Source organism: Cyclobacterium amurskyense (genome assembly GCF_001050135.1).
GTDB classification, from domain to species: Bacteria; Bacteroidota; Bacteroidia; order Cytophagales; family Cyclobacteriaceae; genus Cyclobacterium; species Cyclobacterium amurskyense.
Map to the genome: position 1 here is coordinate 2,960,761 of NZ_CP012040.1, position 13,744 is coordinate 2,974,504.

At 38.5% G+C, this 13,744-nt stretch carries 12 protein-coding genes; 6 read left to right on the forward strand and 6 right to left on the reverse strand.

The features are described 5' to 3' along the window. Both cdaA and folP read right to left on the reverse strand, forming a co-directional pair. On the reverse strand, nucleotides 1-867 hold the full coding sequence (gene cdaA, locus CA2015_RS12170) for a diadenylate cyclase CdaA (protein ID WP_048642163.1): 867 nt from the start codon (nucleotides 865-867) through the stop codon (nucleotides 1-3). Next, on the reverse strand, nucleotides 864-1,748 hold the full coding sequence (gene folP / locus CA2015_RS12175) for a dihydropteroate synthase (protein ID WP_048642164.1): 885 nt from the start codon (nucleotides 1,746-1,748) through the stop codon (nucleotides 864-866). Before folP ends, cdaA begins: the two co-directional genes overlap by 4 nt. A gap of 14 nt (nucleotides 1,749-1,762) precedes the next feature. On the opposite strand from folP, the gene CA2015_RS12180 reads away from it, so the two are divergent. Genes CA2015_RS12180 through CA2015_RS12190 form a run of 3 tightly spaced genes read left to right on the forward strand, consistent with a single transcriptional unit; the run spans nucleotide 1,763 to nucleotide 3,943 of the window. After that, nucleotides 1,763-2,311 (forward strand): DUF1599 domain-containing protein, encoded by a 549-nt coding sequence (locus CA2015_RS12180; protein WP_048642165.1) that lies wholly within the window; start codon nucleotides 1,763-1,765, stop codon nucleotides 2,309-2,311. Then, nucleotides 2,301-3,407 carry a BT_3928 family protein gene (locus tag CA2015_RS12185; protein WP_048642166.1) on the forward strand — a complete coding sequence of 369 codons (1,107 nt, stop codon included), beginning with the start codon at nucleotides 2,301-2,303 and terminating at the stop codon, nucleotides 3,405-3,407. Before CA2015_RS12180 ends, CA2015_RS12185 begins: the two co-directional genes overlap by 11 nt. 2 nt (nucleotides 3,408-3,409) lie before the next feature. Then, nucleotides 3,410-3,943 (forward strand): shikimate kinase, encoded by a 534-nt coding sequence (locus tag CA2015_RS12190; protein WP_048642167.1) that lies wholly within the window; start codon nucleotides 3,410-3,412, stop codon nucleotides 3,941-3,943. Here the strand turns inward: CA2015_RS12190 and CA2015_RS12195 are convergent. Beyond that, entirely contained in the window at nucleotides 3,926-5,392 is a 1,467-nt protein-coding gene (locus CA2015_RS12195; RefSeq protein WP_048642168.1) for an OmpP1/FadL family transporter, read from the reverse strand. The genes CA2015_RS12190 and CA2015_RS12195 overlap by 18 nt on opposite strands. A gap of 288 nt (nucleotides 5,393-5,680) precedes the next feature. Then, on the reverse strand, nucleotides 5,681-7,048 hold the full coding sequence (locus tag CA2015_RS12200; RefSeq protein WP_084012021.1) for a DUF5320 domain-containing protein: 1,368 nt from the start codon (nucleotides 7,046-7,048) through the stop codon (nucleotides 5,681-5,683). Between the two features lie 132 nt (nucleotides 7,049-7,180). Between CA2015_RS12200 and proS the strand changes: the two genes are divergently transcribed. The 3 genes from proS to floA all read left to right on the forward strand — a co-directional run bounded on the left by proS (nucleotide 7,181) and on the right by floA (nucleotide 10,636). Next, complete coding sequence (gene proS / locus CA2015_RS12205) at nucleotides 7,181-8,662, forward strand: proline--tRNA ligase (protein WP_048642170.1); 1,482 nt, start codon at nucleotides 7,181-7,183, stop codon at nucleotides 8,660-8,662. A gap of 495 nt (nucleotides 8,663-9,157) precedes the next feature. Beyond that, entirely contained in the window at nucleotides 9,158-9,619 is a 462-nt protein-coding gene (locus CA2015_RS12210) for an NfeD family protein (protein ID WP_048644499.1), read from the forward strand. Nucleotides 9,620-9,622: 3 nt separating this feature from the next. Next, the gene (floA, locus tag CA2015_RS12215; protein WP_048642171.1) at nucleotides 9,623-10,636 is read left to right on the forward strand and encodes a flotillin-like protein FloA; all 1,014 of its coding nucleotides are present in this window, start codon (nucleotides 9,623-9,625) and stop codon (nucleotides 10,634-10,636) included. Nucleotides 10,637-10,650: 14 nt separating this feature from the next. Here floA and CA2015_RS12220 read toward each other — a convergent pair whose 3' ends face one another. Continuing rightward, entirely contained in the window at nucleotides 10,651-12,234 is a 1,584-nt protein-coding gene (locus tag CA2015_RS12220; protein ID WP_048642172.1) for a WG repeat-containing protein, read from the reverse strand. A 117-nt stretch (nucleotides 12,235-12,351) separates the two neighbouring features. After that, nucleotides 12,352-13,629 (reverse strand): glutamyl-tRNA reductase, encoded by a 1,278-nt coding sequence (hemA, locus tag CA2015_RS12225; protein WP_048642173.1) that lies wholly within the window; start codon nucleotides 13,627-13,629, stop codon nucleotides 12,352-12,354. Between the last annotated feature and the right edge of the window lie 115 nt (nucleotides 13,630-13,744).

Genomic DNA, 13,744 nt, shown 5'->3' on the forward strand with positions numbered 1-13,744 from the left:
TTAAAGTTCAGAAATTCGTTTTAATTCAGCCCTTCTTTCAGATTGATTGAGGGGCTCGAATTTATCATCAATTTCTTCTCCGGTCAGGTAATTGTTTATCAATTCTCGAACCTCCTGAAAAGAGAGGTTGTGAAGTATTTTACCATTTTTGGCCAAAGAGACCTGACCAGTTTCTTCTGAAACGATAAGAATCAATGAATCTGTTGCTTCAGACATGCCAATGGCTGCCCTGTGGCGAAGGCCAAATTGTGCAGGTACCTCACGTTCTGTCACAGGTAGTATGCATCTTGCTGCTTTAACACGACCATTAAAAATGATTACACCTCCATCATGCAATGGGCTGTATTTATTGAAAATTGAAACCAATAAACGCTTGGAAACCACTGCGTCAATATGGTCTCCACTTTCCGCATAGAATTTTAACTCGGAATTTCTTGAAAGCACGATTAAGGCTCCTGTGCTACTTCCCGAAAGGGTTTTGGAGGCCTCTATAATTGGGGTTACATTGAATGCCTGACTTTCCCTTTTTCTCCAAAACAATAATTCTTGCCACAAATTTTCATTTGAAAATATGGAAGACTTACCCACAATGAGGAGAAATTTCCTGATTTCCTGCTGAAACAAAATTATTGCAGCCAACACACCTACACCCATAAACTGGCCCAAAATTATTGTTAGGAGTTCCATCTGTGCTGCACTTACCACAAGGTAGATTAAGTAGATGGATAGGAAACCTAAAAATATCTTAATGGCTACACTACCTCGCATCAACTTATATACCTGGTAAATGAGCACACTTACCAAGGTAATGTCTATAAGGTTGACTAGAGAAATGTCCAGAAAGCCAATTTTAAAGAGTAAATTCAAGTGTAGATTTGTTTATATAATTTTAAAGTTTCATTTGCTTCTTTAACATCATGCACCCTTAATATATTTGCTCCATTAATGAGGGCTGCCATATGTAAGGCAGTAGTCCCGTTTAAAGCTTCTTCAGGGCTTATTTTTAATAATTTATAAATCATGGATTTTCGAGAAACCCCTATTAGCACAGGTAATTGTATTGATTTAAAATAGGAAAAGTTTTTAATAAGTTCGTAGTTCTGTTCTAAAGTCTTCGAAAAACCCAATCCTATATCAAGTATTACATCTTTTATGCCAGCTTTTTTACATTTATTAATTTTTTCCGAAAAAAAATATTGAATTTCTTTTTCCATATCGACATAATCAGAAAAATTTTGCATTGATTGAGGAGTTCCCTTCATGTGCATACATATATATGGAACACCCAAACCACCTACAGTATCAAGCATTTGGCGATCAAGTTCGCCGCCTGAAATGTCATTAACAATGTCAGCACCTGCCATTACAGCTTCTTTGGCAACTTCAGATCTAAAAGTGTCAATAGAAACCAAGTTGTCAGGAAACCTATCTTTAATACTCTTAATAACGTGAATTACTCTTTTTAGTTCCTCTTTTTCTGAGACCGGGGCAGCGCCAGGTCTGGAACTATACCCTCCAATGTCTAAAATGTGAGCACCATCTTCGATCATCTGCGCTGCTTTTTCTAAAAAGTCCTCTTCCTTGCCTGAGGTTCTACTCTTGTCATAGAAAGAATCAGGGGTGCTATTTATTATCCCCATAATCCATGGTTCATTCAAAGCAAAAAGCTTTCCTTTGATTTGAAGTGTTATTTTTGGGGGAAATAAAGTATCTTCGAACTTATAAATTGAATGTGAATTTTCTAACATAAAACACCCTTGCTTTGGAAACGCAAACCGCAAGCGAATATAACGAAGTTATTGGCCTTTGTAAAGAACTTTTTAAGAAGAAGACGCAGGATTATGGTACCGCGTGGAGGATTCTGAGGTTGCCATCACTGACAGATCAGATTTTCATCAAGGCCCAAAGGATAAGGTCTATTCAGGAAAAGGGATTCCAGAAGGTGGATGACCCTGTAAAGGATGAATTTATTGGTATTATTAATTATTGTCTTATCGCTTTAATGCAAAGTGATTTGGCTGGAGATTCCCGAATGGAATTGACTTTTGAAGAATTGGAGCCCATTTATGACAAATGGGTAAGCGATACCAAAGATTTGCTGGCCAATAAAAACCATGATTATGGTGAAGCTTGGAGAGGTATGCGGATTTCTTCCATTACAGACATTATTCTTATGAAACTGTATAGGGTAAAGCAGATCGAAGACAATCAAGGTCACACCCTTGTGTCTGAAGGAGTGGTGGCCAACTATCAGGACATGCTCAATTATGCTGTTTTTTGTATGATAAAATTAAATCAAGATGATCATTAAAACATTAATTGCTATTTCCCGTGTTTTGGTCGGTGGGCTTTTTATCTTTTCAGGTTTAATAAAGGTGAATGATCCTGTAGGTACCTCCATAAAAATGCAGGAATATTTCGATGTTTTTGCTACTGACATTTCCCCCATATTTGAACCACTAAAAGAAATTTCCCTGGCCATCGCCGTATTCTTGGTGGTTTTTGAAGTGGCCTTAGGAGTCATGCTTCTTGTTGGTTGGCGATTAAAGCGAGCGGTTTATCTTCTGCTGGCAATGATACTGTTCTTTACCTTCCTTACCTTTTATTCTGCGTATTTCAACAAAGTAACCGACTGTGGCTGTTTTGGAGATGCCATCAAACTTACTCCTTGGGAATCCTTTTACAAAGACATCGTTCTTTTGGTTATGATCGTGTTTTTGCTTGTTTTTAAAGAAAAACTACCCAACAAACGCTCGGCCTTTGGTAAGTGGGTTACAATGGGTACTTTAGCACTTTCTTTGGTATTGGCTATTTACGCCATAAGAAATCTTCCATTTATAGATTTCAGGGCTTTTAAAGAAGGGGTTAATATTCATCAAGCCATGCAGCCATCTGGGGAATTGCAATATTCCTACCTTATGGAAAAAGATGGAGAAAATCATGCTTTTGACCAATACCCAACGGATGATAGTTATACTTTTTTAGAGATGACTTTGAAGAATCCTGAAGTGCTCCCTCGAATCTCTGATTTTGCGGTATGGAATGAGGCAGGAGACCATACAGAGGAAATACTCCAAGGTAAAAAGCTATTGATCCTTTCCAGTAATATTGAAAAAATAGGGTTGTCAGTAAAAGAATTGGATAGAATCAGTGCTTTAATTAATTCATTTCAGGGTACTGGGGTAAGTGTACTTTTGATAGCTGCCTCCTCTGAAGAAAAAATGAAAAATTATCTTGAGAAGAAAGGTCTTCGTATCGGTTATTATATGGCTGATGCTACCGTAGTAAAAACCATAATCAGGTCCAATCCAGGTTTGGTGTTTATTGAAGAAGGAACCATCCTTAAGAAGTATCATTACCGTAATACTCCAACACCTGAAATAGCTAATAATATTTTTTCCAAATAACAATGGATCCAAAGAAAATTGTACTTGTAGGCATGCCGGGTAGTGGGAAATCTACTTTGGGAAAGGCGTTGGCACTAAAGTTAAATTGGCGCTTTTATGATTTAGATGATTTAATTGAGAAGTCAGCAGGGAAGGCCATAGCTGAAATTTTCCCTACCCATGGGGAAGGCTATTTTAGAAAATTAGAGTCAACAGTTTTAGATGAGATTCTTAGTAAAGAGGAAGAGTTCGTCTTGGCTACGGGTGGAGGTGCACCTTGCTATAATGACAATATGGATCTGATAAATAAAAAAGGTGTTTCTGTGTACCTAGATGTTCCACTAAATAATATTCTGGAGAGATTGTCAAATACTGAAGTGGCTATTAGGCCCTTGTTTTCCAGTTTGGACACGCCTCAAATAATTCTAAAGCTTAAAGATATGCATTCTCAAAGAAGTGCATTTTATGAAATGGCAAAAATAAAACTCAGGGGAGAAGACAGTTCCCCTGAGTTATTGATATCTGAGTGGATGCCTTTGTTAAAAGCTAAACCCTAAGGTAAGCAATCCAGTAGTTCGATTGTTGTCTATGATGGCTGTATCAGGATAGGTGAAATACGATTTCATGAAACTACTGTTAACAATACCTAAGTCTATGCTAAAGCTTGAAAGTTTCACGCCTAAACCACCAGAAAACTGGGTTGTTCTTTGGCTAATGTTCCCTGTTGCCGCATATGGATCACCAAAGTAGGCGTAACCAGCCCTTAGTCTAAACTTGTCGAATCTAAATTCTCCACCTAAACTGTAATTGATCGTTTGGCCATAAAGATTACTGATTTCAGTATTGTCCTGTTCAGTATTGAATACATTGGACCTAAGATTGGCTGAACTGTAATCTAAGTAATTTACATCTGCGGTAATAAATCCATTTTTCCCAAAGAAGTAGGTTAATCCACCACCCATACGCATAGGGGTTCTCAAATTATAGCTGCTTACGAAAATATCTGTTTGTGCATCAGATTCTGAAATAGAGCCAAATTCCGGGTCCTGATAAGGAGGGAAGAAATTGGCAATTATGTCCGCATCATACTCCTCATTAAATTGATTCCAAGTAGGGGATTTGAAGTTCAATCCAATATTCAATTGGTCTACCGGTTTATAAATCAATCCAAGCCCAATATTTAATCCTGAACCTTCAAGGCTTAAATTCTCTTGTAGAGAACTAAATAGAGAAGTTTGGTTATTGTCATCTATAAATGTCTCTTCATAGGTCTTTGTAGACCTAAAAGTAACCGAGCTAATACCAAGAGAGGCGCCTATAAACAATTTATTTTTATAATTACCCCCGTAAGAGAAGCTGATTTGGGACATTGAACCTTGATTTTCAACTTTTTCTGCTTTTTCTAAAGCTAAGGTAGCATTTGGTGAATAATCATATCCGCCTCCTTCTACTGGGTTAATTAGAAAAGCATCGAAAAATAAACCGTCTGTTCCACCAGGTACACCGTTTTGATTGTAGTCATCCACGTAAAAATCAAGGATGGATCCTTGGTCAAGCTGGTTTGAAAAATAGCCAAAATCATTATTGTAGGAAGCTTGTCGATTGATACTAATACCAAAGGAACCGCCTCGCCAATCGCCTAATTCTAAAGGCATTTTAGCTCTACTGATTACTACTCCAAGATTGGGCAAAGAGAAATTAGTCGTATTGAAGTTTTCATTCTGCCCCCATAAGGAAGTAGATGCATTCCAATCACTATAGCCTGCTGTGAAACTAAATTCTGAATTTTGATAAAAGCCTAAACCAGCAGGGTTGTTATGTATATTACTTATGTCTCCTCCTAATGCATTGCCTGATCCTCCCAGTGCGCTGATTCTAGCGGAACCGGTAGATCCAAATTGGCTAAACCGGAGTGCGTCTTCAGCGTAACCAGCTTGTGCTTTTACCTCACTTATATGTAATGCAAGCAAAGCAGATAAAGATAAAATCAATTTAAATCCTTTCATGTCAATTCTATTAAATCCTTTTTAATGTTTTGTTCCCCAATGCAATTTTATATAAGAAGCATTTCAAAAACTCCTGCTTTTTTAAAGGCATTGAAATTAAGAACCAATACTATCCAAAACGGATAATGTCTTAAATAGGTTAAGGTAAAACGTTACTTCAAGGGTAGGTATTTAGATAAATAAAGTCAATAAGGTAATGCCACTTTGATCCAACCTTGTGGATTAAAGCGAAAAAAATCATTGTTTGACAATGGGAGTGATGATTAAAGGATAGAAAAAAAGAGGGAATTAATTCCCTCTTCTACTTCCGCTGCTGCTACCTCCTGTACTTCTTGAAGAGCTACCTGAACTCCTTGGAGCGCTATAGCTAGATGAAGACCTGGAAGGTGCAGAATACGTGCTACTTCTACTTGGTGTAGTAGAGCGTTGATATGATGGTGTAGTTGTTCTTGTGCTCCTGGATCTATTGTAAGATGGAGAAGAACTTCTACTATTTGAGCTAGGTGCTGAATATTGCGACCTGCTGTTGCTTGATGAATTGTAATTTCTGGACCTGCTATTTGAAGGTGCAGAAGATCTGTAAGTTCTACTACTATTAGTTGTTCCGTAACTGCTTCTTGTAGAAGTGTTTCCAGACCTGTTCATTACTGGAGAATTAATGTTTCTCCTTGAAGGCGCAGCAGAGGCTGAATTATAGAAGTCATTTTGTGATCTGCTGAATGAATTGCTTGTGGCAGATGACCTGTTTCTGGATACTGCACTAGAGTTGTTAGATAAAGCATCTCTTCTTGCACTTGCTCTAGAGGAAGTTGGACTTGCAATACTTCTGCTTCTGCTGGAAGTATTCGCATTGGCCAATGAAGAAGATCTGTAAGGTCTTGCTCCTTGAACAACCTGACGCCTATTGGCTTCATTTCCGCCAGGCATCACTATTACAGTAGTAGGGTAACCAAATCCACCGCCATATAAACCGCCGAACCCTGGTCTGTAACCGTATCCATAATTCATGAATGGATCATACATTCCGAATCCGCGTCTGAAATAAGGGTTTCCAAAACCGAATCCCATCCCAAGAGACAAGTTAAAACCTGGTCGGAATCCAAATCCTGGGTTGAAACCAAATCCTGAATAGAATGGATCATAAAATCCCATGCTTCCAAATCCTGAACCAAAGTATGGATTGTACATGCTACCCATCATGGGTGACATACCAAATCCCATCATTGGACTCATAAAGAAGTTGTTGTTGGTAACTGATCCACTTCCATTTGCGCCAGTATAATTGTCATAGGCGTTAATGTTAGGATCTCCAGTTCCAAGATCTGTTCCGGTCTGAGAGTCATCGAAGTATACCGTAGCTTCTTCAGCAGCAGGTGCAGCTGAACTTTGGTATTTGGCGATGTATTCAGGATTTACATTTTTTGCAGAAAAATTTTCTACATCTCCGTCAATATCGCGGATTTGTTCAATTTCCTTAAAGTTTTCCGGATTATTATTGCTTACAGCATATTCAGTTGCTATTCTAGCATCTGAAGCCATAAAATATAGGTTGTCGACTTCCCCGCCCATATTGCTGGCTTGGTAGCTGGTGCTACAAGCAGCAAGGCCTAAAATCGCAAAGGCACCCATTGTCCGAATTGGATTGAAATTAATCATATAGATATTTAGTTTATTCCTCACTTACTATATACGAGAATATACCAAGAGGGTTATCAATTTTTAATTTATATTTGTCACAAATCAAGAATCTAAGATAAAGAGTTTTTTTATTACAACAAAGAAATAATAATGAGTAAAGGATTACCCAAGCGCAGTGAGGATTATTCCCTGTGGTACAATGAATTGGTGAAAAGAGCTGACTTGGCTGAAAATAGTGCCGTCAGAGGGTGTATGGTGATTAAACCATACGGTTTTAGTATTTGGGAAAAAATGCAAGCTGAGCTAGATCGGATGTTTAAAAAAACTGGACATAGCAATGCCTATTTCCCTTTGTTCATCCCCAAATCGTTTTTATCCAAAGAAGCAAGCCATGTTGAAGGATTTGCCAAGGAATGTGCTGTCGTAACTCATTATCGATTAAAGACAGATCCAAATGGAAAAGGAGTTATTGTAGATCCAGAGGCTAAATTGGAAGAAGAGTTGATCGTTAGGCCTACTTCTGAGACAGTAATATGGAGTACTTATAAAAATTGGATCCAATCCTACAGGGATTTGCCTTTACTTATTAATCAATGGGCCAATGTGGTGCGTTGGGAAATGCGAACTAGACTATTTCTAAGGACTGCAGAATTTTTATGGCAAGAAGGGCATACGGCCCATGCTACCAAAAAAGAGGCCCAGGAAGAAACATTGCAGATGATGAATGTCTATGCCGATTTTGCTGAGAAATTTATGGCTATGCCGGTAATAAAAGGTGTGAAGACGGAAAGCGAGAAATTTGCTGGAGCTGAATCTACTTACTGTATAGAAGCGATGATGCAAGATGGAAAAGCCTTACAGGCAGGTACTTCGCATTTCTTAGGGCAAAATTTCGCTAAAGCTTTTGATGTGAAGTTTGCTACTAAAGAAGGTGGCTTAGAGCATGTTTGGGGAACAAGCTGGGGAGTAAGTACCCGTTTGATGGGCGCCCTGATAATGGCGCACTCTGACGATAGAGGTTTGGTTTTACCTCCAAAATTGGCACCTATCCAAGTGGTGATCGTTCCTATATTTAAAAGTGAGGAAGAGCTGGCCGAAATTAGTGTTAAGGCTTTGGAAATTGTTGATCAGTTGGATGAGCTTGGTATTTCTGCCAAGTTTGACAATAGAGATACCTACAAGCCAGGCTGGAAGTTTGCTGAATATGAGTTGAAAGGTGTTCCGTTGAGACTTGGAATTGGACCTAGGGACCTCAAAAATAAAACAGTGGAAATGGCAAGAAGGGATGACCTCTCCAAAACCGTTGTTAATTTTGAGTCAGAAGATTTAATTGCGAAAATTAAAGAAACGCTGGATGAAATTCAGCAGAGCATATACCAGAAAGCCAAATCCTTTACCGAGGAAAAAACGACTTCTGTCGAAACTTGGGAGGAATTTGTAGATGTGTTGAACAATAAAGGTGGTTTTGTTGCTGCCCATTGGGATGGTACTGCCGAAACTGAAGAGAAGATCAAAGAAAAAACAAAGGCGACAATTCGTTGCATTCCTTTGGATCAGGTTCAGGAGGAGGGCAAGTGCATACTTACAGGAGCACCTTCCACGGGAAGGGTGCTTTTCGCTAAGGCTTATTAGATTTAAAAAGTATTGGAAGCAAAAGCTAAACTTTTAGCTTAGCTAATAGTAGAACAGGATTTTGGAAAAGTGTTGCTGGATTGATCAACACTTTTTTTCAAAATGCTGTTTTTTTTAACTCTTTTTTACAAAGGACTTTGACTTTGAACCGGATTTACCATTTTTAAACCCGAAATATGCAATAGACAATCTATTACGTGCTGAAATCGCTTTAAAATCAGGCACTTTGTTGCTGTTTTCAATTTCACCATAGCGGTGCTATGTTAAAATCTCCAAACAGCCTGATTTTCTTGCGATTGCAACACTTCCCGTAAACACGGGACAGGCTTCACCCCTGACTATTGTCAGGACGGAGAAATCCTATTACATAATCCGGGTTAAAAAATATAGAAAGCCAAATGATTCATTTCATTTGGCTTTCTATTGTTCCGAAATCTTGTAATTTTACAGCAAGCTTCCCTTTTATTTAAAATGGAAGACTTAAAAATGAAATTCATGGACTGGTTAATATTAATAAGTTTGATTGTTTTTGGTGCACTTTTGGTAATGCTGGAAGTTATTTTTGTACCGGGAACGACCGTAGTAGGTATATTGGGACTTGTCTTTACAGCTCTAGGGATTTATCATGCTTTCATTCACTTCTCCCCAGTTGTAGGGTATGGAGCCTTAGCTGCTTCTGGTTTTATAAATCTGGGAATGATCGTTTATGGTTTTAAGTCTGGGGTGTGGGATCGTTTCGCGCTCAAAGATACCTCTTCTGGAGGAGCGTATGACGATCGTCTGCTAGGGCTTGAAGTTGGTCAGGTAGGTGAAACACTTTCTGATTGTAAGCCTTACGGAAAAATTATTATTGAAGATAAAATTTATGAGGCCAAATCTCAGGGAGGGTTTATTCCTGCAAAAACAAGCATTACTATTTCAAAAATTGAAAACAATAAAATCATCATAAAACCTTAAATTATGGATATTTCTAATTCGGTATTGGTATTGGTCGCTGCCTTTGGCGGTCTTATTATATTATTTGTCTTCCTCTATTTTGTACCCGTAAATCTCTGGATTACTGCCATTTTCTCCAATGTAAAGGTTGGGCTTTTGGAATTGGTGGGTATGCGAATCAGAAAAGTGCCTCCTGGGGTGATTGTCAATTCGCTAATTACGGCAACCAAAGCTGGGCTTAATCTTACTACCAATGATCTGGAAACGCACTTTTTAGCTGGAGGTAATGTGCCAAATGTTATTAGGGCTTTGATTTCAGCAGACAAGGCAAATATCTCTCTTTCTTTTAAACAAGCTACAGCCATAGACCTAGCAGGAAGAGATGTATTTGAGGCGGTTCAGATTTCAGTAAACCCTAAAGTGATCAATACTCCCAATGTAGCAGCAGTAGCAGCAGATGGTATTCAGCTTATTGCCAAAGCAAGAGTGACTGTAAGAGCCAATATCGCTCAATTGGTTGGTGGAGCTGGTGAAGAAACGATTTTGGCTAGAGTAGGCGAAGGGATTGTTACTTCTATAGGTTCTGCGAAGAACCATAAAAGTGTGTTGGAAAACCCTGATAAAATCTCAAAACTTGTATTGGAAAGAGGGCTTGATTCAGGTACTGCATTTGAAATATTATCCATAGACATTGCAGATATCGATGTTGGATCAAATATTGGAGCAAAACTTCAGATTGATCAGGCTACTGCTGATTTGAAAGTAGCGGAAGCCAGGGCCGAAGAAAGAAGGGCAATGGCGGTTGCCCTAGAGCAGGAAATGAAAGCTAAAAATGTTGAGATGAAAGCGAAGGTAACCGAAGCTGAGTCTGAGGTTCCTAAAGCCATTGCAGAAGCATTTAGGTCCGGTAACTTGGGCATAATGGATTATTACAAAATGGAAAATGTAAAATCTGATACCAGTATGCGGGATTCAATAGCAAAATCTGATGAAAATAAATCCTCAGACAGGTCTAGAGGAAACGATAAAAATAAATAATAAAAAAAGGGGCTTTATGCCCCTTTTTTTTCTTTCCTTCTTTTTTTCAATTCTTTTTTACTCAATATTTCAGGCACTTCCTCTGCCTTGCTTTTTGCTAAAATTTTAGCATTCTTATTGTCAAATAGAATGGCGTTATAGTAAAGGGGAAGTTCGAAATCCCCATTTTCTTTTATCACCCCGTATTTGTCACCTTTCCTGATTAAGATCTTATCCTTAGCCTCTCTTCTGATTTCCTCAAATACTGGTTGGCTAATGATAGTACCATCTGGCTTGGCTAGTCCAAACAAGCCATTGTCTTCTAAAAGGTAATATTCATCCATCATTCTGCTAATTCTTTTACAAGGGCTTTCGAGCAAAGACTTCCCACTTTTATTGATCAGGTCGTACTTGCCGTCGATTTGAACGATAGCCAGGCCGTTTTTAAAGGGCCCTACAGCGCTGTATTGATAAGGGATGACCAAATCCTGCTGATGGTTGATATAACCCCATTTGGTGCCGGTTTTCACACTTGCCATGCCCTCTGAGAATACTTTTACCTGATCAAATTCAGGACTTACTATGGTGTCACCAAAGGCATTGATAAAGCCGAAGCCATTTCCAATTTTGGCGCCATAAGCACCTTCGTTACCGGGCAGAATTCCTGTGGCAGTTTTTGTTGGCTTAACTTCCCAGTCACCTTCTTTATTTAACAAGCCCGTGGTCCCGTCTCTAAAGTGAACATTAAAATAGTTTCCTGATCTTCTGACGGAATCCATTCCGACAATATCCAGCAGGATACCGTCATTTTTCATTATCCTACGCAATTTTCCATGGATGTATTCTACCATTACATCATGTTCAATGCTAATCCTGTGGAAGCTATTGTACCTGATGTCAGCCGTAGTGGATAGGGCGTTGATCAAAAGGTATTCATTGCTGTTTTTAGCATAAAAATAATTGTCTTCCAAATGGCTTATTTCATCAATAACAGGCTTTAGAATATAATCTCCTTCCATATTGATTAATCCCAAGCCAGAGGCCTCCCTAGCAACAATTACATCATCAGTAGGGTCTGTAAGTGAAATAAAACGGTGTTCTGGAGTTTGTGAAAGGGGTAAAGAGAAGCTTCCATCGCTATTTTGAGCGATCACCTGACCATTTCTGGCTATTCTGGCCGAAACATAACTACCTATAGGAGTAGTCTCCCTTTTGCCTCTGTCGTAAACAAAGTATTCATCGCCTAGTCTTGCAAGTAATCGGGTATAATAAGAATCAATTTCATCATAAATAGCAGGTAGCACCTGCTCCCCATATTCATGGATCGCCCCAAATTTATCCTTGTTTTGGATGATTATCCAAGGCTCAAGAAATTGATAAAGGGAAGCATCCTCTATTACTGTGAACGGTTCATATTTTGCATCTAAAAAAGAAAGATCATTGTCCCAAACATTGATCCTTAGGTTATTTCCTAATAAGAAAATTTCTCCCTTAGAAAGCTTTTTTTCCAAGTGGAAGTCGTTGTCAAATACTTCCCAGGTTTGAGTTGAACCTATCCTTGCAAACAGTACGGTTAATAGCAAGGTTATAAAAAATCTGTATAGGTATAATTTATGCATTTTAGCGTGTTTTAGGGGTGAAAGTAAAAAAGAAATTACAGCTTTCCCAATAAAACTACAAAGGCAATTTTAACTGCTGAATAAAAAAATATAAGTAGGTCAGTACTTGGTTTTTACCTAATGATCTGTTTTTTTGACTTCTTCTTTTTCCAAGTCAAAAAGGTCATTAATGATTCCAATCATTTCTTCAGCTTGATCCCTTTTGCAAGCAGCTCTTAGTTGAACCACGGGTACTTTAAGAATTTTTTGCATCATGCTTTTGGTCATTTTATCGATAATATCGAACTGTTGACTATCTGCATTCTTAAGGTATCTCTCCAGCTCTTCTTTACGGATTTGTTCCAAGCTGTTTTTTAGCTTATTGATGGTTGGGGAAACCATCATTTCTTTTTTCCAATCGTAGAATTCTTTAATGTTCTCTACGATAATATTCTCCACATGTGGTATAGCTGCTTTCCTTTTGCTTAAGGTTTCGGTCGCCTTGCTTCGGATATTGTCCACATTATACAGCAATACACCTGGAAGGTCTTCCACTGCGGTGTCAATACTTCTTGGTACCGAAAGATCTACCAGTAATTTATAGCTTTTTATATTAAAACTACTTATTAACTGTTTGCTTATTAAAGGTTCAGACATTGCGACCGAAGAAATGATCACATCTGCCTCTTTCATTGCTTCAAAGCAATCCTCGAAGGGGATGGCTTCAAAATTATATTCAGTAGCCAATTCCAAAGCTTTAGAATAGGTTCTGTTGGCAATTTTTATTTTTGCATCACCCAAATAAACCAGGTTTTTAGCAACATCTTCTCCTATTTCTCCCAGTCCTACCAGAAGTACTCTTGGTTGGTGGGTATTGGAGGTAAGCTCTTCAATTAATTCCACTGCTGCATAGGATACAGAAGCAGCTCCATCTCTGAATGCCGTCTCTTGTACTACCTTCTTATTGGTGAAGAATATGGTATGCATGAGGCGGTGTAAGAAAGGTCCAGCCATGTCCATGTCCACTGCAGTCTGATACGCTCGTTTTACCTGATTGGATATTTGCATGTCTCCAATAACCTGAGCTTCCAGACCCATCGCCACTCTAAAAAGATGGGATATGGCTGTTTTATCATCATGGAAAATGTCAAAATATTCCAAATACGATATGGTATCTACCAGTCCTTTTTCTAGCCCTACAAGTTTTATGATTTCTGTGGAAAGATCCAGTTCGTGGCTGTAATATATTTCTGTCCTGTTGCAGGTAGAAAGAATCAAGGTATCCGTCAAGCTAAAAAACTCTCTCAATTTTCCCAAAAGAGAACGTACCGCTCCTTCGTCCAAAGAAACCAATTCCCGGATTGCTACGGGGGCATTCTTAAATGAGAGACTTAAAGCTTTAAACTTTGACTGCATGGTGACGAACTTTCAGCTACAAATTTATTATAGAATTGGGACGAAATGAATTAATTCGGCAAAGGGAGTTTAATTTATAATACTTCTAAATAATTAATGCCGCATTAAATCCTAA